Origin of the sequence: Paraburkholderia suaedae (assembly GCF_040812055.1) — a bacterium.
Taxonomy (GTDB): domain Bacteria; phylum Pseudomonadota; class Gammaproteobacteria; order Burkholderiales; family Burkholderiaceae; genus Paraburkholderia.
In genome coordinates this window covers 605,618-632,583 of record NZ_JBFOAH010000001.1, presented here as the reverse complement: position 1 = coordinate 632,583, position 26,966 = coordinate 605,618, and the positions used below count along the sequence as shown (strand labels likewise).

At 65.6% G+C, this 26,966-nt stretch carries 22 protein-coding genes and 2 pseudogenes; 17 read left to right on the top strand and 7 right to left on the bottom strand.

Annotation, left to right across the window (positions count from 1 at the left end):
• Positions 1-94: 94 nt before the first annotated feature.
• From ABQJ48_RS02730 to ABQJ48_RS02715, 4 genes are all read left to right on the top strand, one after another.
• On the top strand, positions 95-1,276 hold the full coding sequence (locus ABQJ48_RS02730; protein WP_367835776.1) for an acetyl-CoA C-acetyltransferase: 1,182 nt from the start codon (positions 95-97) through the stop codon (positions 1,274-1,276).
• A gap of 209 nt (positions 1,277-1,485) precedes the next feature.
• Positions 1,486-2,226 carry a 3-ketoacyl-ACP reductase gene (locus ABQJ48_RS02725; RefSeq protein ID WP_367835775.1) on the top strand — a complete coding sequence of 247 codons (741 nt, stop codon included), beginning with the start codon at positions 1,486-1,488 and terminating at the stop codon, positions 2,224-2,226.
• Positions 2,227-2,359: 133 nt separating this feature from the next.
• On the top strand, positions 2,360-2,968 hold the full coding sequence (phaR, locus tag ABQJ48_RS02720) for a polyhydroxyalkanoate synthesis repressor PhaR (protein ID WP_367835774.1): 609 nt from the start codon (positions 2,360-2,362) through the stop codon (positions 2,966-2,968).
• Positions 2,969-3,431: 463 nt separating this feature from the next.
• Positions 3,432-4,454 carry a tRNA dihydrouridine synthase gene (locus ABQJ48_RS02715; protein WP_367835772.1) on the top strand — a complete coding sequence of 341 codons (1,023 nt, stop codon included), beginning with the start codon at positions 3,432-3,434 and terminating at the stop codon, positions 4,452-4,454.
• Between the two features lie 4 nt (positions 4,455-4,458).
• Here ABQJ48_RS02715 and ABQJ48_RS37790 read toward each other — a convergent pair.
• Positions 4,459-4,763: pseudogene (locus ABQJ48_RS37790) on the bottom strand (xylulokinase); the annotation flags it as partial.
• A gap of 528 nt (positions 4,764-5,291) precedes the next feature.
• Positions 5,292-5,546, bottom strand: coding sequence for a hypothetical protein (locus tag ABQJ48_RS02710; protein WP_367835770.1), 255 nt, complete (start codon positions 5,544-5,546; stop codon positions 5,292-5,294).
• A 14-nt stretch (positions 5,547-5,560) separates the two neighbouring features.
• Here ABQJ48_RS02710 and rimO point away from each other — a divergent pair, with 14 nt between their 5' ends.
• The 5 genes from rimO to ABQJ48_RS02685 all read left to right on the top strand — a co-directional run bounded on the left by rimO (position 5,561) and on the right by ABQJ48_RS02685 (position 11,291).
• A complete protein-coding gene (gene rimO, locus ABQJ48_RS02705; protein ID WP_367835768.1) occupies positions 5,561-6,946 on the top strand; it encodes a 30S ribosomal protein S12 methylthiotransferase RimO in 1,386 nt (461 codons plus the stop codon).
• 3 nt (positions 6,947-6,949) lie between these two features.
• Positions 6,950-7,915 (top strand): sugar kinase, encoded by a 966-nt coding sequence (locus ABQJ48_RS02700; protein ID WP_367835767.1) that lies wholly within the window; start codon positions 6,950-6,952, stop codon positions 7,913-7,915.
• 78 nt (positions 7,916-7,993) lie between these two features.
• A complete protein-coding gene (bktB, locus tag ABQJ48_RS02695) occupies positions 7,994-9,178 on the top strand; it encodes a beta-ketothiolase BktB (protein WP_367835766.1) in 1,185 nt (394 codons plus the stop codon).
• A gap of 188 nt (positions 9,179-9,366) precedes the next feature.
• On the top strand, positions 9,367-9,975 hold the full coding sequence (locus ABQJ48_RS02690) for a hypothetical protein (RefSeq protein ID WP_367835986.1): 609 nt from the start codon (positions 9,367-9,369) through the stop codon (positions 9,973-9,975).
• A 131-nt stretch (positions 9,976-10,106) separates the two neighbouring features.
• A complete protein-coding gene (locus ABQJ48_RS02685; protein WP_367835765.1) occupies positions 10,107-11,291 on the top strand; it encodes a cystathionine beta-lyase in 1,185 nt (394 codons plus the stop codon).
• 321 nt (positions 11,292-11,612) lie between these two features.
• Here ABQJ48_RS02685 and serB read toward each other — a convergent pair whose 3' ends face one another.
• On the bottom strand, positions 11,613-12,452 hold the full coding sequence (gene serB / locus ABQJ48_RS02680) for a phosphoserine phosphatase SerB (protein WP_367835763.1): 840 nt from the start codon (positions 12,450-12,452) through the stop codon (positions 11,613-11,615).
• Positions 12,449-12,790, bottom strand: a complete 342-nt coding sequence (locus ABQJ48_RS02675; RefSeq protein ID WP_367835762.1) for a hypothetical protein — start codon at positions 12,788-12,790, stop codon at positions 12,449-12,451. Before ABQJ48_RS02675 ends, serB begins: the two co-directional genes overlap by 4 nt.
• Before the next feature lie 52 nt (positions 12,791-12,842).
• Here ABQJ48_RS02675 and ABQJ48_RS02670 point away from each other — a divergent pair, with 52 nt between their 5' ends.
• The 5 genes from ABQJ48_RS02670 (at position 12,843) to ABQJ48_RS02650 (ending at position 19,567) form a co-directional block, all read left to right on the top strand.
• Positions 12,843-14,096, top strand: a complete 1,254-nt coding sequence (locus tag ABQJ48_RS02670; RefSeq protein ID WP_367835761.1) for a cytochrome P450 — start codon at positions 12,843-12,845, stop codon at positions 14,094-14,096.
• Positions 14,097-14,293: 197 nt separating this feature from the next.
• Positions 14,294-15,334 carry a non-homologous end joining protein Ku gene (gene ku, locus ABQJ48_RS02665; RefSeq protein ID WP_367835760.1) on the top strand — a complete coding sequence of 347 codons (1,041 nt, stop codon included), beginning with the start codon at positions 14,294-14,296 and terminating at the stop codon, positions 15,332-15,334.
• 54 nt (positions 15,335-15,388) lie between these two features.
• A complete protein-coding gene (gene ligD / locus ABQJ48_RS02660) occupies positions 15,389-18,343 on the top strand; it encodes a DNA ligase D (protein ID WP_367835759.1) in 2,955 nt (984 codons plus the stop codon).
• 42 nt (positions 18,344-18,385) lie between these two features.
• Positions 18,386-18,679, top strand: a complete 294-nt coding sequence (locus ABQJ48_RS02655) for a hypothetical protein (RefSeq protein ID WP_367835757.1) — start codon at positions 18,386-18,388, stop codon at positions 18,677-18,679.
• A 324-nt stretch (positions 18,680-19,003) separates the two neighbouring features.
• Positions 19,004-19,567, top strand: a complete 564-nt coding sequence (locus ABQJ48_RS02650; protein WP_367835755.1) for a DUF6013 family protein — start codon at positions 19,004-19,006, stop codon at positions 19,565-19,567.
• Positions 19,568-19,664: 97 nt separating this feature from the next.
• Here ABQJ48_RS02650 and ABQJ48_RS02645 read toward each other — a convergent pair whose 3' ends face one another.
• Entirely contained in the window at positions 19,665-20,471 is an 807-nt protein-coding gene (locus ABQJ48_RS02645) for an ABC transporter permease (protein WP_367835754.1), read from the bottom strand.
• Positions 20,468-21,181 (bottom strand): ABC transporter ATP-binding protein, encoded by a 714-nt coding sequence (locus ABQJ48_RS02640; protein ID WP_367835753.1) that lies wholly within the window; start codon positions 21,179-21,181, stop codon positions 20,468-20,470. Before ABQJ48_RS02640 ends, ABQJ48_RS02645 begins: the two co-directional genes overlap by 4 nt.
• A gap of 190 nt (positions 21,182-21,371) precedes the next feature.
• On the opposite strand from ABQJ48_RS02640, the gene ABQJ48_RS02635 reads away from it, so the two are divergent.
• Positions 21,372-23,864 (top strand): AsmA family protein, encoded by a 2,493-nt coding sequence (locus ABQJ48_RS02635; protein ID WP_367835752.1) that lies wholly within the window; start codon positions 21,372-21,374, stop codon positions 23,862-23,864.
• A 328-nt stretch (positions 23,865-24,192) separates the two neighbouring features.
• Here ABQJ48_RS02635 and ABQJ48_RS02630 read toward each other — a convergent pair whose 3' ends face one another.
• Positions 24,193-24,684: a hypothetical protein gene (locus ABQJ48_RS02630; protein ID WP_367835751.1), complete on the bottom strand. Its 492-nt coding sequence runs from the start codon at positions 24,682-24,684 to the stop codon at positions 24,193-24,195.
• A 402-nt stretch (positions 24,685-25,086) separates the two neighbouring features.
• On the opposite strand from ABQJ48_RS02630, the gene ABQJ48_RS02625 reads away from it, so the two are divergent.
• Both ABQJ48_RS02625 and ABQJ48_RS02620 read left to right on the top strand, forming a co-directional pair.
• The gene (locus ABQJ48_RS02625) at positions 25,087-26,697 is read left to right on the top strand and encodes a sensor histidine kinase (RefSeq protein ID WP_367835750.1); all 1,611 of its coding nucleotides are present in this window, start codon (positions 25,087-25,089) and stop codon (positions 26,695-26,697) included.
• Positions 26,698-26,789: 92 nt separating this feature from the next.
• Positions 26,790-26,966 (top strand): annotated as a pseudogene (locus ABQJ48_RS02620) (response regulator); the annotation flags it as partial.

The following is a 26,966-nucleotide window of genomic DNA, read 5'->3' as shown; positions in this document are numbered from 1 at the left end:
AGTGGGCGTCTGATTGGCAAGAGCGTTGGAACAACGAAATTTTTAACTTGACGGGCTGCGGCGCATTCGGCCGACGTGCCCGGAGGATATCGAAATGACTGATGTAGTGATCGTATCGGCCGCCCGTACGGCAGTAGGTAAATTCGGTGGATCGCTGGCGAAGCTCGCCGCGCCCGAACTCGGCGCCACGGTGATCCGTGCCGTGCTGGAGCGGGCCGGTCTGAAGCCGGAGCAGGTGAGCGAAGTGATCATGGGCCAGGTGCTGACGGCCGGCTCCGGCCAGAATCCTGCGCGCCAGGCGCTGATCAAGGCGGGCCTGCCCACGGCCGTGCCCGGCATGACGATCAACGTGGTGTGCGGCTCGGGTCTGAAGGCCGTGATGCTCGCGGCCAACGCGATCATTGCGGGCGATGCGGACATCGTGGTGGCGGGTGGTCAGGAAAACATGAGCGCCGCGCCGCACGTGCTGCCCGGCTCGCGCGACGGCTTTCGCATGGGCGACGCGAAGCTGATCGACTCGATGATCGTCGACGGCCTGTGGGACGTCTACAACCAGTATCACATGGGCGTGACGGCGGAAAACGTCGCGAAGGAATACGGCATCACGCGCGAGCAGCAGGACGCGTTCGCGGCACTGTCGCAGAACAAGGCGGAAGCCGCGCAGAAGTCCGGCCGTTTCGACGACGAGATCGTGCCGGTCGAGATCCCGCAGCGCAAGGGCGAGCCGCTGCGCTTCGCGACGGACGAGTTCGTGCGCCACGGCGTCACCGCTGAATCGCTGGCGGGCCTGAAGCCGGCCTTTTCGAAGGAAGGCTCGGTCACGGCGGCCAACGCGTCGGGTCTGAACGACGGCGCGGCGGCCGTGCTGGTGATGTCGGCGAAAAAAGCCGAGGCGCTCGGCCTCACGCCGCTTGCGCGCGTCACGGCTTACGCGACCTCGGGTCTGGACCCGAAGGTCATGGGCATGGGCCCGGTGCCGGCTTCGCGCCGCTGTCTGGAGCGCGCGGGCTGGACGCCGGCCGAACTGGACCTGATGGAAATCAACGAAGCGTTCGCCGCGCAGGCGTGCGCCGTGAATCAGCAGATGGGCTGGGACACGTCGAAGATCAACGTGAACGGCGGCGCGATCGCGATCGGCCATCCGATCGGCGCATCCGGTTGCCGGGTTCTCGTCACGCTGCTGCACGAAATGCAGAAGCGCGATGCGAAGAAAGGCCTGGCGTCGCTGTGTATCGGCGGCGGGATGGGTGTCGCGCTGGCGCTCGAGCGCGCCTGAGCACGCCGCCGATCCGGCGTCGCCGGGCGGCGCAGAACCGGCATCGGGCAGGTTGTCGCGCGCCGCATCGAGGCTGGCGGCGGGTGGTGTGAGCAGCGGCCTCGACGGCCGCTCGCCCGGCGGTAGCGAAGAGCAGGCAACAGGCGAGGAAGAGGTGGCCGGCCGGGGTGGCCGGTCGGCACCTCGAAAACGATAATGGAGTGTGGTTTATGACACAGCGAATTGCGTACGTAACGGGCGGCATGGGTGGCATCGGCACGAGCATTTGCCAGCGGCTGCATAAAGAAGGTTACAAGGTGGTCGCGGGCTGCGGCCCCAACTCGCCGCGCCGCGTGAAGTGGCTCGAAGAGCAGAAGGCGCTGGGCTTCGATTTCATCGCATCCGAAGGCAATGTCGGCGATTGGGAATCGACCAAGGCCGCGTTCGAAAAGGTCAAGTCCGAAGTGGGTGAGATCGACGTGCTGGTGAACAACGCCGGCATCACGCGCGACGTCGTGTTTCGCAAGATGACGCACGAAGACTGGACGGCGGTGATCGACACCAACCTGACCAGCCTGTTCAACGTCACCAAGCAGGTGATCGACGGCATGGTCGAGCGTGGCTGGGGCCGCGTGATCAACATCTCGTCGGTGAACGGGCAGAAAGGCCAGTTCGGCCAGACCAACTACTCGACCGCGAAGGCCGGCATTCACGGCTTCACGATGTCGCTCGCGCAGGAAGTGGCCACCAAGGGCGTGACGGTAAACACCGTGTCGCCGGGCTACATCGGGACCGACATGGTCAAGTCGATCCGGCCAGACGTGCTGGAAAAGATCGTGGCGACGATTCCGGTGCGGCGCCTCGGGCGGCCGGACGAAATCGGCTCGATCGTCGCGTGGCTCGCGTCGGAGGAATCGGGTTTCTCCACCGGCGCTGATTTCTCGCTGAACGGCGGCTTGCATATGGGCTGAGTCCACAGCGTGCCGCTTCGAAGGCGGCGCGCTTCGGCTCGGACAGTTCGGCGGCGTGCCGGCTGCGCAATGGCCCGATTGCGCAGCCGGCACGGCGCCGTTTTCGCGCTTAACTCGCGCTCAAAGGCGTTACATGACTACTACTACAAAGAAAACAGCCGAACGACTTATCAAGAAATATCCGAACCGTCGGCTTTACGATACCGAAACGAGCACGTATATCACGCTGACGGACGTCAAACAGCTCGTGTTGGATCAGGAGGACTTCAAGGTCATCGATGCGAAGAGCAACGAGGACCTGACGCGCGCCATTCTGTTGCAGATCATTCTCGAAGAGGAGAGCGGCGGCTTGCCGATGTTCTCGTCGTCGATGCTCTCGCAGATCATCCGCTTCTATGGCCATGCGATGCAGGGCATGATGGGCACCTATCTGGAAAAGAACATCCAGGCTTTCATCGACATTCAGGCGAAGCTCGCCGACCAGTCGAAGAATCTGTATGAAGGCAAGGCGATGAATCCGGAAGTCTGGTCGCAGTTCATGAACATGCAGGCTCCCATGATGCAAGGCATGATGACCAGCTATATCGAACAGTCGAAGAACATGTTCGTGCAGATGCAGGAGCAGATGCAGAACCAGGCGAAGTCGATGTTCGCCACATTCCCGTTCACCCCCGGCGGGGCGGTCAATGCAGGCAACGCACCGGGCGTGCCGCAGACGAATCCGGAACCGGAGAAGAAGTAACGGCGGACATCGGCGAGCGGCGGCGCAGGCGCTGTCGTCGTCATTGCCACCGTTGTTCGGCTGCGATTCAGACAGGCTCGCATTGCGTAAGGCAGCGGGCCAATTGCGGCCGCAAGCCGGGGACCAGCAGACAGATGCGCGGCGGCCTCACGGCTGATACGATTCGCGGCGCAAGGGAACCTGCGCGCCCTTTGGTTCCTGTAACGTCACCGAGGTTCATCGCTGCCCGCGCGGTACAATCGCGAGCTTAGCGCCCGGAGCGCTTTGCGCTGCGGGCGCCTGTTCGCGGTTCTTCTTTTCGCCCAGCGCTGCCATAGCGCTCGCCATCGCCGCCCTCATCATCGCTTCACGCCGGACCCACCTATGCTGCAAATGTTCTCCGTCACCGCGCCGGCCGCTTCGACTTTGAAGCCCGGATCGGCCTGCCTGCCTTGACCGGCCAATCGCATGACTGGCGTTGCGTATGAGCCGGCTGTTTCTCGCCCCCATGGAAGGTCTCGCCGACTACGTGTTGCGCGACGTGCTCACTCGCATCGGCGGCTTCGACGGCTGTGTGTCCGAGTTCGTCCGCGTGACGGGTTCGCTGCTGCCCGCGCGCGTCTATGAGCGCGAAGCGCCGGAAGTGCTCGACGCGAGCCGCACGCCGAGCGGCACGCCGATGGTGATCCAGTTGCTCGGCAGCGATCCCGGCTGGATGGCTCGCAATGCAAGGCACGCGGCTGCGTTATCGCCTCATGGTATCGACCTGAACTTCGGCTGTCCTGCCAAGCTCGTCAATCAGCACGGCGGTGGGGCGATGCTGCTCGCCGACCCTGAGCAACTGCACCGGATTGTGTGCGCGGTTCGGGGCGCGGTGCCGGCCCGCATTCCCGTGACGGCGAAGATGCGTCTCGGCGTGTCCGATACGTCGCTGGCGATCGATTGTGCGGTCGCGCTCGCCGAAGGCGGCGCGGCTTCGCTCGTCGTGCATGCGCGCACGCGCGACCACGGCTACCGGCCGCCGGCGCACTGGGAGTGGATCGCGCGTATCGACGACGCGGTGGACGTGCCGGTCATCGCCAACGGCGAAGTGTGGAGCGTGGCCGACTGGCAGCGGTGCCGGGCCGTCAGTGGCTGCGCGGACGTGATGATCGGCCGCGGCGCCGTATCGGACCCGTTCCTCGCGTCGCGAATCCGCGGGCTGATGGACCCGACGCCGTGTGCGGGCGAATGGCAGCGCGTGCTGCGCGAGATCGTCGGCTACTTGGGGACGTTGCAGGCGCGGGTCTCGTCGCGACACGAGCACGGACGCGTCAAGAAGTGGCTGAGCTATCTGCAGCGGACCTGGCCGCAGGCGGCCGAGCTGCATGCGGCGATTCGCCGGGTGCAGGACTCGCACGACATTGTGCGGATGATCGAAGCCGCGCTGGCATCGGGCGAATCCATCCGGTGCCAGCCATCGCACGCGCTGGAACGGTTCGATCCGCCCGCCGCTGTATTCGGATGAATATCTATCGCGAAAACTCATCCTTAAGCGCCGCGTATATTCTCCGGTAGCGCGCAAGCCGCTCTGCGGTCACGCTCTGGTGCCCTGGGTCAGGCTCGCATAGCTCGACGGTTGCCGCGGACGTACACGCCTGCTCAACGTTCTCTTCCGTGACGGCGAGCCGCGCAAGGCGTGCCGCGCCCAAAGCGGCCGACATCTCCCCATGATGACGGCGCATTGCAATGCCCGTGGCTGTTCACACAGCTTTGCCCAGAAGCGGCTACCCGAACCGCCGCCGATGAAAGACGCCGTGTCCAGCGACGTCCCGGCATCTGCTGCGGATCATCCCCACCTTCATCGCGCGTTACGGGCTGCACCGCGTGCTCAAAACATGGAGCGCCGGCGACACGGCGATGTGCCTCGGGTTGTGCGGGTTCGTTATTCTGATGTGCATCCCGTCTTCGCTTCGATTTCTGGTGCTTCTATTAGTTATGCTAATCATTGCCGGTCTTGCAACGGGTGGCTTGGTCGGAAATGCGATGTTCGGCAATCGTGCCGCCGTCTTTCTCGGCGAGATATCGTTTTCAATCTATCTGATTCACCCGTCGTGCAGATAGCCTGCAATCAGATCGTCAGACGGCGCCACTTACCGGGAGTCCGACCGTGGGGTTGACCGTGCTGGTGGCGGAACTGTTTGCGGTAGTTGTCGCTGGTGCGCTCTGTTACTGTGCGATAAAAGTTCCGGCTCGCCGGCTAATCGTGTCGAGACTGATGCAATCCGTCAGTGCCAAACCCGAGCCGCTTGCTGTGTCGGCGCCCTGAGTCGATTGGCGCCGCCGTGAGGGAACTGCCGGGCCGTCACTGAGCGAGATCGGTTGCCTGCAACCTGGAGCCAGCCCAGGCGGTCGGCTTTGGCGAACGAGGCTCGCCGTCCGCGAGGCGTTCGAGCCGTTGCACCGGGTTCACCAGACCAATACCAAACGAATCAAAATGCACACCGGGCTGCGCCTCCCGGCCCTCTGCGTGTTCCACTTGCCGGTCGGCGCTGTTTCCGCCCGCCGGTTTTGGATCGGAGAACCGCAAATAGCTGTAAACTGCCGACTTTGCCGTCATTCCAAGATTCCCCAATGTCCAAGCTGCAAAGCACCACCCAGTCCGGCTCGCCGCGTATCGGCATGGTTTCGCTCGGCTGCCCCAAAGCCCTCGTCGATTCCGAGCAGATCATTACCCAGTTGCGTGCCGAAGGCTACGAGATTTCCGGCACATACGACGGCGCTGACCTCGTGGTCGTCAACACCTGCGGCTTCATCGACGAGGCCGTGCAGGAGAGCCTCGACGCGATCGGTGAAGCGCTCAGCGAGAACGGCAAGGTGATCGTCACCGGCTGCCTCGGCGCGAAGAAGAGCGCGAGCGGTTCGGGACTGATCGAAGAGGTGCATCCGAAAGTGCTGGCCGTGACCGGCCCGCACGCGCTCGGTGAAGTGATGCAGCACGTGCATACGCATCTACCCAGGCCGCACGATCCGTTCGTCGATCTGGTGCCCGCCGCGGGCATCAAGCTCACGCCGCGCCATTACGCGTACCTGAAAATTTCGGAAGGCTGCAACCACCGCTGCACGTTCTGCATCATCCCGTCGATGCGCGGCGACCTCGTGTCGCGTCCGGTGGCCGAGGTGATGCTCGAAGCGGAAAACCTGTTCAAGTCGGGCGTGAAGGAACTGCTGGTGATCTCGCAGGACACCAGCGCTTATGGTGTGGACGTCAAATATCGCACGGGCTTCTGGAACGGTAAGCCGATCAAGACCCGCATGACCGATCTGGTCGGGGCGCTCGGCGAACTCGCTGCGCAATACGGCGCGTGGGTGCGTTTGCACTACGTGTACCCGTATCCGAGCGTCGACGAAGTGATCCCGATGATGGCCGAAGGGCCGTTCAAGGGTCACGTGCTGCCTTATCTCGACGTGCCGTTCCAGCACGCGCATCCCGAAGTGCTCAAGCGCATGAAGCGGCCGGCCAACGCCGAGAAAGTGATGGAGCGCGTGAAGGCATGGCGCGAGATGTGCCCGGACCTGACGATCCGCAGCACGTTCATCGCCGGCTTTCCGGGCGAGACAGAAGAACAGTTCCAAACGCTGCTCGATTTCATCCGCGAGGCGGAGCTGGATCGGGTCGGCTGCTTTGCGTACTCGCCGGTCGAAGGCGCGAGTGCGAACGAACTCGACGGCGCTTTGCCGGACGAAGTGCGCGAAGAGCGGCGCGCCCGCTTCATGGAAGTGGCCGAGCAGGTGTCGGCCACACGGATCGCGAAGAAGGTCGGCAAGACGCTGAAGGTGCTGGTCGACGAGATCAATGCCGACGGCGGCATTGGCCGCACCGCGGCGGATGCGCCGGAGATCGACGGCGTCGTGTACGTGGCGCCGGCCGCCAAGGCGTCCAGGCGCTACAAGGTCGGCGATTTCGTGTCGGTGAAAATCACGGGCGCCGATGGCCACGATCTGTGGGGCGAGGTCTGAGCGATGAGCCCCGACCTGGCAGCCCGGCCTGAAGGCCGCCCCGCACAAGGCGGCCCTGCTGCGATCCTCGCGCTCGGCGAGGCAATGATCGAATTCAACCAGTCCGCCAAAAACGACGCAAACTACCTGCAAGGCTTCGGCGGCGACACCTCGAACTTCTGCATCGCGGCGGCGCGGCAGGGCGCGCGGACCGGCTTCGTGTCGGCGGTCGGCGCGGATCATTTCGGGCGCTTGCTGCTCGATCTGTGGGAGCGCGAGGAGGTCGATACGTCGCTCGTGCGCGTCGATCGAGAGGCGTCCACCGGCGTCTATTTCGTTTCGCACGGTCCCGAGGGTCACGCGTTCGACTATCTGCGCGCGGGTTCGGCGGCGAGCCGCTATGCGCCGCGCGACCTGCCGCTCGACGCCATTGCCGCGGCCCAGGTCGTACACCTGTCGGGCATCAGCCTCGCGATCAGCCTGAGCGCTTGCGACGCCGCGCTCGAAGCGATCGCCCATGCGCGCGCCAACGGCGTGCGCGTGAGTTTCGATACCAACCTGCGTTTGAAGCTGTGGCCGCTCGCGCGTGCGCGCGCGGTGATGCTCGAAGCGATTCGCCAGACCGACATCTGTCTGCCGAGCTGGGACGATGTCACCGAGCTCACCGGCCTCACCGGACGTGACGAGATCGTCGACTTTCTGTTGTCACACGGTCCGCGTGTGGTCGCGCTGAAGCTCGGCAAGGAGGGCTCGTACATCGCGACGCCCGACGAGCGGCGCGTCGTGCCGGGCCATGCCGTCAATGCGGTCGACGCGACAGGCGCGGGCGACTGCTTCGGCGGCGCCTTCATCGCGCGCATGGTCGCGGGCGACGATCCGTTTGCGGCGGCGCGCTATGCCAACGTCGCCGCGGCGCTGTCCACGCAAGGCTACGGCGCAGTGGCGCCGATTCCTTCACGCGCGAGCGTCGAACGGCTGCTGGCGGGCTGAACGCCACGCGCCGCGAGGCACGGTCCATCAACGCAAGGTCATCTTGCAGACTTTCAGAGACGAGCACAGGAGCGAGCGATGCAACGAGACGTGGTGGTGGTAAGCGGTGTGCGCACGGCAATCGGCGGATTCGGCGGCAGTCTGAAGGACTTCGCGCCGACCGATCTCGGCGCGCGGGTGGTGCGCGAAGCGCTGGCGCGCGCCAGTGTGTCGGGCGACGAAGTCGGTCACGTGGTGTTCGGCAATGTCGTGCATACCGAGCCGAAAGACATGTACCTCGCGCGCGTGGCCGCGATCAACGGTGGGGTCGCGCAGCACACGCCCGCGTTGACCGTGAACCGGTTGTGCGGGTCGGGCTTGCAGGCGATCGTGTCGGCCGCGCAAAGCATCCTGCTCGGCGACGCGGACATCGCGATCGGCGGCGGCGCGGAAAACATGAGCCGGGCACCTTACTCGATGCCCGCCGCGCGCTTTGGTCAGCGCATGGGCGACGCGCGCCTCGTCGACATGATGGTCGGCGCGCTGAACGATCCGTTCCAGTCCATCCACATGGGCGTGACCGCCGAAAACGTCGCGCGTAAATATGACATCTCGCGCGAAGCGCAGGACGCGCTCGCGCTCGAATCACACCGCCGCGCGGCCAACGCGATCACGAACGGCTACTTCAAGGAACAGATCCTGCCGATCGCGATCGCGTCGAAGAAAGGCGAGGTCGTGTTCGACACCGACGAGCATGCGCGCATGAACGCATCGGCGGAAGACTTCTCGAAGCTCAAGCCAGTGTTCGCGAAGGAAAACGGCACGGTGACGGCCGGCAATGCGTCGGGCATCAACGATGCGGCGGCGGCGCTCGTGCTGATGGAGCGCCGCGTGGCCGAACAGCGCGGCGCGAAGCCGCTGGCGCGGCTGGTGTCGTACGCGCATGCCGGCGTCGATCCGGCGTACATGGGCATCGGTCCCGTACCAGCGACCCGCAAGGCGCTTGAACGGGCCGGCCTGACGGTGGCCGAGCTCGACGTGATCGAGGCGAACGAGGCGTTCGCCGCGCAGGCTTGCGCGGTCAGCAAGGAACTGGGCTTCGATCCGGCGAAGCTGAACCCGAACGGCTCGGGCATTTCGCTCGGCCACCCGATCGGCGCGACCGGCGCGCTGATCACCGTCAAGGCGCTGTACGAGTTGCAGCGGATCGGCGGGCGCTACGCGCTGGTGACGATGTGCATCGGCGGCGGGCAGGGCATCGCGGCGATCTTCGAGCGGATTTGACGCTTCCCGGTGAAGCTGCGCGGCCGCGGGGTGAGCCGCCAGTTGGCATGTATCAGGCAATAAGGACGGAACGGATGCGGGAATTCAAAAAGGTGAACGGCGCGGTGGCAGGCGCGGTTAATGGCGCAGTCAATGACGCAGTTAATGACGCAGTCGAAGGCACGCCGGGGCGCCCGACGGGGCGGCGTATGTTGGCGATCGTCGGCGCGGCCGCGTTGCTGTGCGCCGGCACGGCGGCGCTGATGCCCGCGCCGGCCTGGGCGCAGAGCGATGCGGTCAAGGAACTGGCGGCGCCGCCACCCATCCAGTTGCCGCTCAAACCGAGCCCGGAGTTCGCGAAGTTCCCGCGCTATGCCGGCATGCTGGGCCAGCGCCAGATCGTGCTGCGGCTCGGGGCAAAAACCGACGACCCGTCCGGCGTGCACGGCGAGTACCAGTTCACCGACAGCGGCGAAGTGATCCTCATCGCAGGCGACCGCGCTGGCGATACGCTGGAAGTCGAGGAATCGAACGACGGCACCCACATCACCGGCAACTGGGTCGGCAAGTTCGCGGCGGACGGCTCGGTGGCGGGCGAGCGGATGAATGTCGACGATTCCGATCCACAGCCGTTCGACCTGAAGCCGCTCGCGGCGGGGCAGGCGTTGCCGGCGCCCGGCGCACCGGCTGCCGCGCAAGCTGCGCCGGCCACGCCCGCCCCCGGGGCTGCGGCGCCGCAACCGTCGGCCAGCGGCCGCGCGGGGGGCACCGGCGGGCATCCGGTGGGCGGTGTCAGCAATCTGCAAACCGGCGAGTAAAGCTGCTGCGGGGAAAGCCCGCCGCCCGATGCAATCCGTCTACTCTTGCCTAAGTGGCGCGCCTGCCGAACCGGCGTGAGCGCTTCCGTTTCACTTCGGTCGGTTCCTGTTCGCATTCACACAACTTCATCATGACCCAATCCAAGCTCAAACGCGCGCTGCAAACCCGCACCGTGCACGCCGATGACCAGATCACGCCGGGCTTCGAGTCGTTCTCGACGCCGGTCACGCGCGCGTCGACGGTCGTGTTCCCCGACCTCGCGACCATGCGGGCGCTCGACTGGAAAAACGACGCGCAATGGCGCTACGGCCTGCACGCGACGCCGACCTCCCTTGCGCTGGCGCAGCGTCTTGCGGCCATCGAGGGCGGTAATCATGCGTTGTTGCAGCCGTCCGGACTGTCGTCGATTTCGAACGTGTACTTCGGCCTCGTCAAGGCCGGCGACGACGTGCTGATTCCCGATAACGTGTACTCGCCCAACCGCGACCATGGCGACTGGCTCGCCCGCGATTTCGGCGTCACGGTGCGGTACTACGACCCGATGATCGGCGCGGGTATCGCCGGTCTGATCCAGCCGAACACGCGCCTCATCTGGATCGAGGCGCCGGGGTCCGTCACGATGGAAGTGGCCGACGTGCCCGCCATCACGGCGGCGGCGCGCGCGCGCAAGGTCATCACGGCGATCGACAACACGTGGTCCGCGGGGCTCGCGTTCCGGCCGTTCGATCACGGCGTCGACATCTCGGTGCAGGCGCTCACGAAGTACCAGTCAGGCGGCGGCGACGTGCTGATGGGCGCGACCATCACCGTGGAGCGCGAACTGCATCTGAAGCTGAAAGCGGCGCGCATGCGCATGGGGATCGGCGTGTCTTCCGACGACTGTTCGCTGATCCTGCGCAGTCTGCCGTCCATGCAACTGCGTTTCGCCCAACACGACCGCGCGGCGCTCGGCTTGGCCACGTGGCTCAAGAGCCGCCCGGAAATCGCCGCGGTTTTGCACCCGGCAATCGCCGATTGCCCGGGCCACGAGTTTTACAAGCGCGACTTCACGGGGGCGGGCGGCCTGTTTTCGGTCGTGTTCGACGGCCGCTACAGCGCGGCGCAAATCGACACGTTCTGCGAGTCGCTGGAACTCTTCTCGCTCGGCTGGAGCTGGGGCGGCGCGCACAGCCTCGCAATGCCGTACGACGTGGCGTCGATGCGCACGGCCGGGCAGTGGCCGCATCGCGGCACGCTGGTGCGGTTCTATATCGGCCTCGAAGACGAGGCGGATCTGCGCGCCGATATCGAGCAAAGTCTCGGCGCGCTCGGCTGAACGGCTGCACGGCTGCACGGCTGCACGGCTGCACGGCTGCACGGCTGCACGGCTGCACGGCTGCACGTCACTGGTCACGACCGTGAAGCGGCCCATCGGAACATGTTCCCGGTGGGCCTTTTTTTGTCCAGATAATCAGTACGCCTAACTCATTGGGCTCAATGGCCGAAGCCGGATCTCGACGCTACGATGGTGCGCATTTCGCTCGGGGCGGCCGCACAATGATGAGCTTCGATGAACCTTATTTTTTCTGGATGCCCGCGCATCAAACAGGCGCTAGCCGGACGTTAGCTCACGCGCCATCCAGGCTTCCCGCCAGCGTCAGAACAATCGCAGCAAGCCATCCAGTCCAACATGGTTGAACGCTACGCTAGCCGCTTCGCGCACCACCGGCTTCGCGCGAAATGCAACGGAGAGTCCCGCCGCGGCCATCATCTTCAGGTCGTTGGAGCCGTCGCCCATTGCGATCGCGCGAGTCGGTTCGATACCGAGCGTCGCGCAGGTTTCGCGCAGCGTGCGCGCTTTCACGTCCGCGTTGACAATCTCGCCGATCACCCTGCCGGTCAGCTTGCCATCCACGATTTCAAGCGTGTTTGCGCGCGTGAAATCCAGGCTTAGGCGTGCCTTGAGCTTTTCGGTAAAGAACGCGAATCCGCCCGAGACCAGCAGCGTTTTCAAACCTGCTTCTTTCGCGCCGGTCAGCATCCGTTGCGCGCCCGGCGACAGTTGCAGCCGCTCTTCGTACACACGTTCGAGCGCGCTTGCATCAAGACCTTTGAGCAGCGTCACGCGGCGCGTCAGGCTTTCGTTGAAATCCTTGATCTCGCCGCGCATCGCCGCTTCGGTGATTGCGGCCACTTGCGCTTTCAATCCGCAGAAGTCGGCGATTTCGTCGATGCATTCGATGGTGATCAGCGTCGAATCCATGTCCATTGCGAGCAGGCCGAAGTCACGCAGCCGCAGGCCCGGCTCGATGAACGCGTAGTCCAGTTGGTGAGTGCCGCAATACACGTCGAGGTCGGCGCGCTGCGCGATGTCCGCGTCGGCGATACGCAGCGCATGCGCGTCGATCATGGTGGCGTGCGAACCGCGTGCGAGCGCGACGAGCGTTGTGTGGTGGTCGGCGCTCAGAGGCGCGGGGCTTTGAATGACGAGGTTCATGGACGACGCAGTTGCGCGGGAAAGATGAAGCGCGCGGCGCGCGCGGAAAATCCGGCTATTGTATCGGTTCTGCCCGATGCGCCGCCACGCAAGGCGCGACGTGAGTCGTTGCGGGTCAGCGTGTCGTGCAATTTCGCAAGGCCCGGTTCATACTGGCGCTGCCAATCGGGCCAATCGGGCCAATCGGGCCAATCGGCCAATCGGGCCAATCGGGCCAATCGGGCCAATCGCGCCTCGCGCACGCTCTGCTTTCTGATGGCCGCATGCAGCGCACGCAGGTCTCGCAGGCAGCGCACGGCACACGCGACGGCGCCGCGCGCGAGACCCAGATCACCCATACAAGCAAGCCCGTACAAGCGCGCCGAACGCGCACCTCGACGGAGACAATGCATGACCCCGGCGACCGCCAGCGACGCATCTCTGCTTGCACGCGAGTTCGATCTGCGGCATCTGAGCCCCGCGTTCTATGCGAATCCCTATCCCGTCTACCATGCGCTGCGCGCGCACGAACCGGTCAAGCGCATGCCCGACGGGTCGTTGTTCCTGACCCGCTATCGGGACGTGCAGGCGGTCTACCGCGACCCGAAAGTCTTCAGCTCCGACAAGACCGTCGAATTCAAGCCGAAGTACGGCGGTTCGCCGCTCTACGCGCACCACACCACCAGTCTCGTATTCAACAATCCGCCTCGCCACACAAGGGTGCGCAAATTGATCGCCGGGGCGCTTACGGCGCGCGCCATTTCCGCGATGGAGCCGGGTCTGGTGCAGCTCGTCGACGGCCTGCTCGACGCGGCCGCCGAGCGGGGCCGCATCGACCTGATCGGCCAATTCGCGGCGGCGATTCCGGTCGAGATCATCGGCAATCTGCTCGACGTGCCGCATGCCGAGCGCGAGCCGTTGCGCGACTGGTCGCTCGCGATACTCGGCGCGCTCGAACCGTCGCTGACCGGCGCGCAGCTCGAACGGGGCAACCGCGCGGTGAGCGAATTCATCGACTATCTGCGCGGTCTGGTCGCGCGACGCCGCGCCCAGCTGGGCGACCCGCAGCACGACGTGCTGACGCGGCTCATCCAGGGCGAGGAAGGCGGCGAGCAGTTGTCCGAAGCCGAGCTGTTGCAGAACTGCATTTTCATTCTGAACGCCGGGCACGAGACCACCACCAACCTGATCGGCAACGGCCTCGTCACGCTTGCGCACTGGCCCGAGCAGCGGGCTGCGTTGCTGGGCGAGCCGTCGCTGATCGACTCGGCGGTGGAAGAGTGCTTGCGCTTCGAGAGTTCGAACCAGCTCGGCAACCGCATCGCGACCGTCGACACCGAGATCGGTGGGGTCGCGGTCGCACGTGGCACGCCGGTCACGCTGTGCATCGGCGCGGCCAATCGCGACCCGGAACAGTTTGCCGAGCCTGACCGCTTCGATATTCGCCGCACGCCGAACCGGCATCTCGCGTTCGGCTTCGGCATTCATCAGTGCGCGGGGCTGTCGCTCGCGCGGCTCGAAGCCCGTATCGCGATCGGTCGGTTCGTGCAGCGCTTTCCGGCTTATCGCGTCGATGGCGAGCCGACGCGCGGCGCACGCGTGCGTTTTCGCGGCTTTGCGGTCGTGCCCATCGAACTCGAACCCCGGCCCGGGCAAGCCGCATAGCCGATGTTCCGGCGTGCCGCATGCCGTAGCTTTTGCCGGCCAGTCGCAAGAGTTACAGCCCGGCCCTGAGCCGCTGTCGGCGCGCCACACGCCGGCTGAGGCCCGAAACCCGTGGCACGCTTGCTGCTTGGCTTACTGCCTCAGTTCAGGTCTCGATGCAGGTCTGAGCTTCAAGTCTCGGCCCAGGGGAGCGCACGATGCCACACATGATCTGGAAGGGCGCGATCAGCTTCGGGCTCGTCCATGTACCGGTGCAGTTGTATCCGGCGACGCAGTCGGAAAAAGTCGGTTTCAATCTGCTCGACAAGCGCACGATCGATCCAGTCGGCTACAAGCAGATCAACAAGCGCACCGGCAAGGACGTGACGCGCGATAACATCGTGCGCGGTTTCGAGTACGAGAAGGACAAGTACGTGGTGCTCTCCGACGAAGAGATCCGCGCGGCCAATCCGGAATCGACGCAGACGGTCGACATCCTCGCGTTCGTCGACGCGCCCGACATCTCCTTCCTCTATCTCGACACGCCGTACTTCCTGACGCCCGACCGCAAAGGCGACAAGGTGTACGCGCTGCTGCGCGAAGCGATGAAGGCGTCGGGCAAGGTCGGCGTTGCGAGCGTGGTGCTGCACAACAAGCAGCATCTGGCGGCGTTGATTCCGGTTGGGCCGGTGCTGGCGTTGAACACGCTGCGCTGGGCCGCCGAGGTGCGCGACTTCGACCAGTTCAAGCTGCCGCCCGAAGGCACGAAGGCCGCTGGCGTGTCCGCGCGCGAACTGGAGATGGCCAAAAAGCTGATCGACGACATGAGCGATACGTGGGACCCGTCGCAGTACCATGACACGTTTCGCGACGACATCATGGCGCTCGTCGATCGCAAGATTCGCGCGGGCAAGACCGAGGAGATCACCGAGGTCGAAGCGCCCCACGAGTCGCGTCAATCGGCCGACATTCTCGACCTGTCCGATCTGCTCAAGCGCAGCCTGGGCCGGGGCAAAGGCAAGCAGGCAGCCGGCGGCCGCAAGCGCGCCACGCAGGAGGAGGACGAAAGCGACGCCGAGGCCGAAGCCGAATCCGACAACGAGGATGCCACCCCGGCCCGCAAAAAGGCTCGCCGCGCGAGTACCGCAAGCAAATCGCGCAGCAGCGGTAGCGGTACGGCCGGCGGCCGTGCCCCGACCAAAGCCGCGACCAGGACCGCGTCGACGCCGACAGCGCGCAAGCGGCGCGCGGCGGCCTGAGCGCACGGCTGAACGCCAACGCGGCGCCCACCCATCAGCGACGACGTCACCGCCATGAACGACCGACTCGATCTCTACCACCGCAAGCGCCGCTTCGATGAAACGCCCGAACCTTCCGGCGCTGACGCGGCTCGCAAGCGCGGCAGCCGTAAAGCGGCGGCCCGCGCAGCGGAGCACGCGCTTTCGTACGTGATTCAGGAGCATCACGCGCGGCGCCTGCACTACGATTTCCGGCTCGAACTGAACGGCGCGCTGCTGTCATGGGCGGTGCCGAAGGGGCCGTGCCTCGACCCTTCGGTTAAACGGCTGGCGGTGCATGTCGAGGATCACCCGGTCGAATATGGTTCGTTCGAAGGTGAAATTCCGCCCGGCAATTACGGGGCGGGCACGGTCATCGTGTGGGATCGCGGCACCTGGGAGCCGCTCGGCAGCGTCGACGACGCGGCCCGTTCTTATGCGGCCGGCAAGCTCAAGTTCAGGCTTCACGGCGCGAAGTTGCACGGCGGCTGGACGCTGGTGCGCAGCCATATGCGCGGCAGCGGCGACAAGGAGCAGTGGCTGTTGATCAAGGAGCGCGACGACGAAGCCCGCGACGAGCGCGACTACGACGTGCTCAAGGAGCAGCCCGGGAGCGTGCTTGGCGACGGCGCGAAAGAAAAAGGTGCGGCGAGCGCCAAAAGCACAGCGAAAACCGCGAGCAACGTGGCAGAGAAAACCGCGCGCCAAGCCCCGGCGAACCTCAAAGCCACTGCCGCTTCGAACGTCTCCAGCACGGCCGCGAAAGGCGCCGGCAAGCGCGGCGCGTCGAGCGCTGCGTCACGCCGGGGCGATCCAAAGCGGCCCGATATCGTCGCCACGCGTACCACGGAGTCGCTGCGCGAACTGGCTGCGTCCCCGTCGATCGAGGGCGCGGTCGCAGCCCGTCTGCCTGCCACCCTCAAGCCTCAACTGGCAACCCTCGTCGACACGCCTCCGCCAGGCGACGACTGGCTGTACGAAATCAAGTTCGACGGCTACCGGGTGCTGGCTCGCATCGACCGGTCGGTCAAGGGCGGCGCCGTCAAGGTGTTCACGCGCGCCGGCAACGACTGGAGCGCGAAGTTCAGCAAGCAGATAAAAGCATTCGATCAGCTTGGCCTTCATACCGCATGGCTCGACGGCGAAGCGGTGGTGCTCGACGAAGCAGGCGTGCCGGATTTTCAGGCGCTGCAAAACGCGTTCGACTCGAACCGCCCGCAGGACATCGTCATTTACCTGTTCGATGTGCCGTTCCTGAATGGCTATGACTTGCGCGGCGTGCCGCTCGAACAGCGCCGTGCCATTTTGCGCGCACTGCTGGAAGGCTTCGACGACCGCGTGGTGCGCTTCTCGAACGACTTCGGGTTCAGCGCCGAGGAACTGCTCAAAAGCGCCTGCGACATGGCGCTCGAAGGCATCATCGGCAAGCGGCGCGACAGCGCCTACGTGTCAGGGCGCTCGCAGACGTGGATCAAGCTGAAGTGCCGGCGGCGCCAGGAGTTCGTGATCGGCGGCTATTCGGAGCCGAGCGGCAGTCGCGCGGCGTTCGGCGCGCTGCTGCTCGGTGTGTACGATGACGCAGGCAAGCTGCGCTATGCCGGCCGGGTCGGCACCGGTTTCGACGCCGCCTTGCTGCGCTCGGTCAAAAAGGCGCTCGACGCGCACGAGACCTCGCGCATGCCGTTCGCGAGCGCGCCGCGCGAGCGTAGCCGCACGCCGGTGCATTGGGTGGAACCCGTGCTCGTCGCCGAATGCAATTTCGCCGAATGGACGAGCGACGGGATAGTGCGTCAGGCGTCGTTCGTGAGTCTGCGCGACGACAAGCCGGCGCGTCAGATCGTCAAGGAAGCACCCCGTCAAGGAGCCGACGTGCAAGAAGAAACGGATACCCCGTCCGATGCCGCGCCGCAAAAGCGCGCGGCGTCCAAGCGTGCAACGGCGAAGACGGTCAAGGCAGAGACGTTAGCGGCGAAGCCCGCGACGGCGACGCGTGCGGCGGGAGAGACAGCGCCGGCGGAGACCGCGACGCCGAAGACGAGAACGTCAAAGCCTCCGACTGCAAAGACCGCAACCGCGAAACCCGCAGCCGCAAAATCAGCCGCTGAAGTCGCCGGCGTGCGCGTGTCTCATCCCGAGCGCGTGATCGACAAAAGCACCGGCACGCGCAAGCTCGATCTCGTGCAGTACTACGAATCAGTCGCCCAGTGGATGCTCCCGCATCTGCAGGACCGGCCGGTGTCGCTGGTGCGCGCGCCCGAGGACATCGGCGGGGAGCTGTTCTTCCAGAAGCACAGCCAGAAGCTGTCGATTCCGAACATCATGCAGCACCCCGGTCTCGACCCGGGCCATCCGCCGCTGATTACCGTCGAAACGCTTCAAGCGCTGGTCGGCGCCGCGCAAATGGGCACCGTCGAATTCCACACGTGGAATGCCGTCGCGTCGAACATCGAGAAGCCCGATCGCATGGTGTTCGATCTCGACCCCGACGCGTCGCTCGGCTGGGAGCGCATGATCGAAGCCGCGCAACTGACGCGCTCGCTGCTCGAAGAACTGGGCCTCCAGTCGTTCTGCAAGACGAGCGGCGGCAAGGGGCTGCATGTCGTCGTGCCGCTCGCGAAGCAGGCGGGCTGGGACGAGGTGAAGGACTTTTCGCAAGCTGTCGCGCAGCATATGGCGACAACCTTGCCCAAGTATTTCAGCGCGAAGATGGGCGCGCAGAACCGCAAGCAGAAAATCTTCGTCGACTACCTGCGCAACAACCGCGGCTCGAGCACGGTGGCCGCCTTCTCGGCGCGCGCGCGGCCGGGTCTGGGTGTGTCGGTGCCGCTTTCGTGGGACGAAGTCGCGTCGACCACGGGCGGCAATCAATGGAACATCGAGAACCTGCACGAGCGCCTCGCCGATCTCGAGCACGATCCCTGGGCGGACTATGCGAAGACCCGTCAGCGCATCACCGCCGCGATGAAAAGACGGCTGGACCAAGCGCAATGAGCGCTGGCCGGCCGGGCACATTGGAAAAGAGAGGAGTACTGGATGAAAACCACACCGCAATCGTCGGATGGCGACAAGCAGGCCGACCCGCATGCGCCAAAGCAGCCGCGTTCGTTAGAGGAAACCGCCGCGCCGCTGCCGCATGAGACCGACCAGAGTTCGGACTCACAGCACGAGGATGCGCCGCGCGATGTCGGCAAGCAGGCGCACAGCGACCTCGAGCGCGGCCTGAAAGATACCGACCGCCGCGGCGGTGGCGAGTATCAGCAAACGACGCAGAACGATGCGCACAGCGACGTCAATTCGAACGATAAGGGAGCGGCGAAAAAGCGGTAGTGCGGGCCATCGACGCGCCGCTGGCGCCACAGTCGTTCAGCATGCCGGTGCCGGTCGCACGGTTGAAAGCGCAAGACGCCGCGTTCGATCGGGGCCGTCCGGCAGAAAGCACGCCCATGAAACGCGTTCCCGCAAGCGGGTTAACACCCAAGCTCGCACGGCACGCGCTGCGTTGCGCTTGGCGTTAGACTGGTGATGCGTCATGCAAAAACGGCTGCGCATCAAACGACCCGGCCGGCCGCGCATGCACCGGCTACAGTCGGGCGGCGCCAGGCCGTAGCGCTGCAGGGGAGGCGCGCAGCGGCACAACAACGAGGTGACAGAATGAGCTACAGCTTCAAACTCTCCGCCGTTTCGGTTGTCGCTTTTCTCGCCAGCGCACTCGCGCCCGGCATGCTGGTGCAGGTGGCTCATGCGGCCACGCCAATCACGGTGACGTCCCAGGCCGCGCTCGACGGTCCGATCCGCTACACGGTTCGCGTCACGTCGAAGCAGTTCGGCAACTCGCAGGAAACCCGCACCATCCGCTCCGGCGAATCGGACGATTTCACCTGGAAGACCGTGCCGCCCGGCGGCCCGGTGCCTGGCACCGATGGGTGTCCGAACTATGCGTCGCTGCCTCTGGACGCAAACGGGGCGATGATTCGCCAGACGCAGATCCGCTTTGCGCCGGTCGTATCCAGCGACGGCACAGCGACTGTGCAAATGAGCTTCCAGGCGCAGACGCCGCACGGCGTGAAGACCGTCACGAGCGGCGGAAAAACGCTCAATTGTCCGAACGATGTGACGGTGAGTCAGATCGTGCGCTTTACGATGCCGGTCAACGGCAGCGCCAAAACCCTGACGCTGAACGACGGCACGGAAGTGACGGTGAGCGCCAGGCGTTAAGGCGCTGCCCCAGCGGCGGGACGCGGGCAAGGTCCGCGAGCCGGGCACTATTCGTGCGATGCGCGCCGCGCCGCCGCTTCGCGTCAGGCCGCGCGGCTCACCGCCGTTGTGCTGCGCGCTCCACCAGTCGTGCGGACAAAAACCGGTGCTCCGCCGAAAACAGCCGCCGGTACGTCAACAGCACCGCGCCCACGGTGCCCAGCGCCGACGATGCCGCGATCAGAAACATGATGACGATCTGGTAGCGCACCGCCTGTAACGGCGACTGCCCGGCCAGCACCTGGCCCGTCATCATGCCCGGCAGGCTCACCACGCCGACCACCGCCATCTGGTTCAACACGGGCATCATGCCCGCGCGCGCCGCCTGTCGCGCCGGCGCCTGCGCCGCTTCCCAGCGCGTCGCGCCGAGGGCGAGCGCCATGTCGACGCGGTCGCGCCGCGCGGTCAACTCCTCGGTCATCCGTTCGATGCCGAGCGACACGCCGGTCAGCGTATTGCCGAGGATCATGCCGAGAATCGGAATCGCGTATTGCGGCGCATACCATGGGTGAATGCGGATCACGGCGAACAGTCCGACTGCCGCAACCAGCCATGAACTGACCCAGATGGACAGCACGCTGTCCGCACGCTGTCCGGCATACGTGTGGTTGCCGCGCTGGGCGCCCGCCAGGCCGGCGATCAGCGTCATCACGATCATCAGCGGCAGCACGACGAACCAGCGGTCGTTGCGGAACACCCAGCCGAGCACGTAGCCGATCGCCAGCAACTGCACCACGGTGCGCAACGCGGCCCACGCGAGCTTGCGTTCGAGGTCGAGCTTGAGCGCAACCGACACCGCGCCGTTCACGAAGATGAGCAGCGCGGCAATCGCCACGTCCCCGAGACTTAGATTCTGCAAGCTCATTGGCCGTGCTCCTGATGCGCGCATGCGATCTGCGCCGTTTCGTCGAGCACGCCGGCGCGCATCGTCAGATGACGCTTGCTCATGCGCGCGGCCTGCGCCCGATCGTGCGACACCCACACCGATGCATGGCGCTCCGGTTCGGCATCGAACCATGCATGCACGAGCGCTTCGATGGCCCGCGTCGAATCCGGGTCGAGCGATGCGGTCGGCTCATCGAGCAGCAAGACGTCGGGCGCCAGTTGCAGCACGCGGATCAGCGCGGTGATCTGCGCTTCGCCGCCGGAGAGCTCGCTCGCGAGCTTGCCGAGAAAGTCGTCGGCGCGGCCGGCCTGGGCGACGAGGTTCGCCGCGCGGGCGCGATCGAAGCGCACGTCGCGATAGGCGCGCAACTCGAACGGGTAGCGCAGATTGTCTTCGACGGTGCCGTCGAGCAAGGCCGGCCGCTGGCGAATATAGGCGACGTTGCGCCGGTATCGTGGAATCGCGGCGCGCTCGACTGCGGCGCCATGCCACGCGACGCGTCCGGCGTCGAGCGGATCGAGCAGGGCGAGCGCGCGCAGAAACACGCTCTTGCCCGAGCCTGACGGGCCGGTGATCGCGATACGGTCGCCGGCATCGAGCGCGAAGGTGGTAGGCTGCAACAGCGTCTGGCCGCGCAATGGATCGCGCCGGACGATGCCGTCGGCAAGAACGAGGGGAACATCGGTCATGAGTTCGAGGGTAGTGGGGTGGGCGTGGCGGCGACGCGGCCACGCGTATTCATGGCGGCGCGGCCCCGGCCGGTCTCTTATCCGGCTGTCCAGCATGATAAAGCCATGAGCCGGGCGGCGGGCGCCAGCGCGGCCCGGGCACGACGTCTGCTGCCGGGTGTGCAAGGAAGAACAGTTGCGGAGCTTCTCAATGGCAGGGTCGAGGACCATCGGACGGCGCATCGGAAAAGTCATCGTATGGCTGCTGGCGATTCTCGTCGTTCTGATCGTCGCGCTGGTGATTTTCATCATGACGTTCGACTGGAATCGCGCGCGGCCCTATGTCGACGACAAGGTCTCGCAAGCGATTGGCCGCCAGTTCACGATCAACGGCGATCTGAAGGTGGGCTGGCGGCGAGCGGCCGGCGAGACCGGCTGGCGCAGCTGGATGCCGTGGCCGCGCTTTTCGGCGGCCAAAGTCACGGTGGCCAATCCGGACTGGACCAGACAGCCGCAGTTCGCCACGCTCGACGAAATCGACTTCCAGGTGAAGGTGCTGCCGCTGCTCGCGCACGACATCGTGATTCCCGTGATCCATGTCGTGAATCCTTCCGTGGATCTGGAACGTCTGCTGGACGGGCGCGACAACTGGACCTTCAAGCTGCCGTCGTCCAGGCGGCCATCGGAATGGAAGCTCGATCTGCACGACATCGGGTTTGCCAAGGGCAATATCACGCTGTCCGACCAGCAGAAGAAGGTGGATGCGCAGATAGGCATCGACACGCTCGGCCGGCCGATTCCGATCGGCGAAGCAATGAAGCAGCAGCAAGCGGCTTCGCGCAGCGCGTCCGCCGAGACGATCGGCAAGGAAGGCGCTCGCAAGCTGGGGGCGCAGGCCGATGCGCAGGCGGCTTCGGAGACTGCCGCCGCTGCGGCGGCAGCCTCTGGCGCGTCGTCGACGGATAGCCGGGCGTCCGGCACGACGGCGGCCAGTGCAGCATCCGGTGCGCTGACGGCTGGCAGTTCGCCTGCGGCGAGCGCAGCGAGCGAGGCAGGCGAAGCAAGCGGGAGCGTCGCCGCGCCGGGCGCGAGCGGGACCGCGACCGGTACGGCCGGCGGCGCGACGCAGCAGGAGCCGACGTATGCGATGGGCTGGACGATCAAGGGCACCTACAACAAAACTCCGGTGTCGGGCAGCGGCAAGGTCGGCGGCATACTGGCGCTGCAGGACGCGAACCGGCCGTTTCCGGTGCAGGCCGATGTCAAGGCCGGAGATTTGCACATCAGTCTCGTGGGCACCATCACCGATCCGGCGCATCTCGCGGCGGTCGACCTGCGGCTCTGGCTGCAAGGCAACAGCATGGCACGGCTGTATTCGCTGACGGGCGTGACCTTGCCGGACACGCCCCCCTATGCCACCGAAGGGCGGCTGGTCGGCCAGTTCAGGGCGAGCGGCAACGTCTTCAAGTATGAAAATTTTACAGGCCGGATGGGCGGCACCGACCTGAACGGATCGCTCGTCTATACGGCGCGCAAACCCCGTCCGCTGCTGCAGGGCGAAGTGGTGTCGCATCTGCTGCAATTCTCCGATCTGGCGCCGGTGATCGGCGCGGACTCTAACGCCAGCAAGGCCAAACGCGGCGACGCGACCCCCCAGCCGAGCGGCCGCGTGCTGCCGGTCGAAGAGTTCCGCACCGAACGCTGGAAGGCGATCGACGCCGACGTCAAGTTCACCGGCCGGCGCATCGTCAAGAATCCTGACCTGCCGATCACGGACCTCTACACGCATGTCGTGATGACCGACGGCGTACTGTCGTTCGAGCCGCTGAAGTTCGGCGTGGCCGGCGGCTCGCTCGAGTCGAACATTCGTCTGGACGGCAGCACGGCGCCGTTGAAGGCGCGCTTCGCGACCGCGGCCCGGCATGTGAAGCTCAAGCAGTTGTTCCCGCACTTCAAGACGATGCAAAGCGCGCTCGGCGAAATCAATGGCGATGCCGCGCTTACGGCGACCGGCAATTCGCCGGCCGCATTGGCGGCCACTTCCAACGGCGAACTGAAGGCGCTGGTCACAGACGGTACGGTGAGCGTTCTGCTGATGGAAGCGGCCGGACTCAACGTGGCGAACGTCGTCTATAGAAAGCTGTTCGGCGATCGCGACGTGCAGATCAACTGCGCGGCCGCCGATTTCGTCGCGACCAACGGCGTGCTCGATTCGCGCGTGTTCGCGCTCGACACAGGCGACGCGGTGATCGACATCGACGGCCAGGTGAATTTGCGTGACGAGACGATCGACCTGGGTGTGCATCCGCATACCAAGGGCTTCCGGGTGTTTTCGCTGCGCTCGCCGCTCTATGTGAAGGGCACGTTCAAGAAACCGGATGTGGGCGTGAATGCGGCGGCGCTGGCGTTGCGCGGGGGCGCGGCGGTCGGGCTCGGCCTGATCAATCCGTTTGCAGCGTTGATCCCGTTGCTCGCACCGAGCAACAACAAGTCGCTGCCGTGCGGCCGCTTGCTGGCGCAGGTTCGTCAGGCGCCGACGGCGCCGCCGCCGGGCGTCAAGCAGCAGCCCAAGGCGGCGCTTTCACTCGAAGGCGCGCCGGTCAACAAGTCGTCCAACGGAGCGGCGACGTCGCCCGCGGCGGGTGAGAAGAAGAAGCCCGCTGTCATGTCGCCGGCCAGCGCGGCCGAATACAAGGGGAGCTGATGCGGACGACATTGCCAGCGTCCTTGCGAAGTGGAGTGTCGGCGGCGCTCGGTCGATCGACTTTTTGTGGCTGAGCAGCGTGCCGCCTCTGCATGGCATTCCAGCCACGTCACCGGGAAATGAGCATGCACCGCAATGGCACGCCAAGGTGCCGCGCGCCGCACCGGTGCGAGTTGACGAAGTCAGCCTGAGGGAAGGGATGCAGCGCGGCCGCGGTGGAAATCCCGCGGCATTGCGCGATCATTGAAAGTAGCGATGCCAGGCCGACAGATATGCCGACCTCGCGTGCCTGCCTGAGACGCCTACATCAGACGCCTGCCTAAGACCCCTACCTCAGCGAGCGTGGCGTAGCATCACCCGCGGCATCCTGCCGACGCACCCCGCGACGGGCACCCACGCGCGTCGCGCCGAATTCGGTGAGGATCTTGCCGCGCGCCCGGCTGGCAAACACCAGGAATCCGAAGCCGTCAGCCTCGTACCAGTAGCCACCGTTCTCCAGGCCGTCGAGCGGCTGCTCCAGGGCATTGGTGATCGATTCGATGCAGCGCCGCCGCAATTCCGCCGCGGCCGGATACGGCGGTTGCGCGCCGCGCACGCTGCACAGGAGCACGTCGAGCCCAGGCAGCACATGCGCATAAAGCACCGGCTCGTCTTGCGCGCGAGCCCGCGCGATCTTGGTGTCGAGCTGACCGAACGGCTTGAAATGCCGCAGTACCGCGAGGAACGACTCATCGCCGTCCACCTTCGCGCGTCTACGCTTTTTCGGGAAGGACATAAAAATTCGCCTGAAAAAGAATTGCAAGAAACGCAGCGTCCTCATGCGACAACTCCCGGCTTCGCGCGCCGCACGTCGATCTTTTATAGCATACGGCAAGGCTGGATTCACGGTGATTCGGCGATTGCACCGCCTTCACCGCTTCCCGCACGAATCATGCCGAATCGCCTCGCCGCGCGCTTTCCAATCCCAGCACATGTGTTTCCATCATAGACGCCCGAGCCATCGAAAAAACATCCAATACCAATAAAAAACTCATTTTTATGTGGCCGAGCGCATCCTGGCGTGCCGTTGAAATATCCGCGGTTCGCGTCGATAATGGCCCGGCCGGCTGCGCTCGGCCGCTTGCCTGTCCGCTGCAGCGCAGGTGCGGCGGCGCGGCTCGCAATGCAACGCGTACTCGCGAGCCGCTTGCGCTTGTATGTCCTTCGACCCCTTAGGGTGAACATGAAACTCTTCACCAAGGGTCTGCTCCTGATTGCGGTGCCGAGCGCGGTAGAGCTGGCGCTTCTTGGCGTCGTCTTCGATACCCAGGAGCAGACAGCGCAGGCCGCGCAGTGGGTCGACACCAGCAAGCAGATCCTTTATCAATCGTCGGCGATGGTGGCTCCGCTCTTGCGCGAGGCCGCACGGGTGCGCGCGGCGATGGTGACCGGCGACGCGTCGCTGATCGATCGCCATGCGGTATGGGTCGATCTCAGCGACCGGCTGGCGACGCTCGAGGCGCTGGTCGCACCAACGCCGCAGCAACGCGAGCGCGTGCAGCACATGCGGCGTGCGGTCGACGCCTATCGCGCGCACGCGCTCGACATTTCGCAGGCCATGCACGAGGGGCGCAGTCTCGCGCCGTTTGTCGCGCTGGAGAGCGGCCCGTTGCCCGAGCAACTCGCACTGTTTCGTGAGGAACTGGCCGCGTTCGGTAACGAGGCCGCGCGGTTCGATACCGAACGCTCGGCGGCGCTCGCGAGGCGGCGCGAACGCGAGCACTACGCGCTGATCGGCGCCGTTCTCGGCTCGATGCTGATCTGGGCGGCCACCGCGGTGGTGTTCGCGCGCAGCATCGGCCGACGGCTGGAAGTGGTGACCGGCAATGCGCAGCGGCTCGGCAGCGACCGGCCGCTCGCGCCACCGCTGTCGGGCAACGACGAGATCGCCGCGCTCGACGCCGTGCTGCATCAGACCGGCACGCGTCTGCGCGAGGCGGACAAGGAGCACGCCACGCTGAAAGCGCGGCTCGAAGCGCGCGCCTATGAGCTCGCCAGTGTCAACGAGGAACTGCGCCAGGAAACGCAAGACAACGAAATGTTCGTCTACAGCGTGTCGCACGATCTGCGCTCGCCGCTCGTGAACCTGCAGGGTTTTTCGAAGGAATTACAGGTGTCTTGCGACGAGCTGGATAGCATCGTCAGGCAGGCGGGTCTGCCGCACGCGCAACATCGGCACATGGTGCATATTGTCGATGGCGACGTGCGCGAGTCGCTGCGATATCTGCGCACGGCGATTGCGCGGGTCGCGGCGATCATCGACGCGCTGTTGCGGATTTCACGCGCGGGCCGGCTCGAATATCGGGCGCAGCGAGTCAGCGTCGCGCGCGCGGTGGGGCGGGTGGTGGAGGCGCTGCAGGATGTGATCGGCCAGCGCGCGGCGCTGGTCTGCGTGCGCGAGTTGCCGCCTGCGTGGGGCGATCCGGCCGCGATCGAGCAGGTCTTCGGCAACCTGATCGGCAATGCGCTGAATTTTCTCGACCCGGCGCGCCGCGGGCGCATTGAAATCGGCGCGCTGGAGTCCGAGCCGGTCGATCGAAGCGATCCGCGCGCAGTGCGAATGCACACCTACTACGTGCGCGACAACGGGCGGGGGATTCCCGCCGGCTCCATGTCGAAGATGTTCCGCGCGTTCCAGCCCGTGCACGGCGATGCCCCGCCGGGCGACGGCATTGGTCTCGCGGTGGTGCGGCGTACGGTGGAGCGTCATGGCGGGCGGGTCTGGGTCGAGTCGGCCGAAGGCGCGGGGTCGACCTTCTTCGTGGTCTTGCCGGAGCAGCCGTTGCGCAGTTGAACCGGCCGCGGTCGTCGCGGCAAGCTGGCTGCGCGCGGGCAGGCGCGAATCATGGACTCGGAGAGCGTATGAGATACGGGGAGACGGTCGGCATCGTGGTCGCCAGCACCCACGATCCGCGCGAAATCGGGCGCTGCTACGAACCCGGTTGCAACGTCTATGTCCGCAAGCCGGTCCAATACGATGCGTGCATCGAAGCGGTGCGCCGGCTCGGTTTCTTCCTGCAGGTAGTCGAGTTGTCGCCGGGCCATCGGCTCGCGCCGCCATGA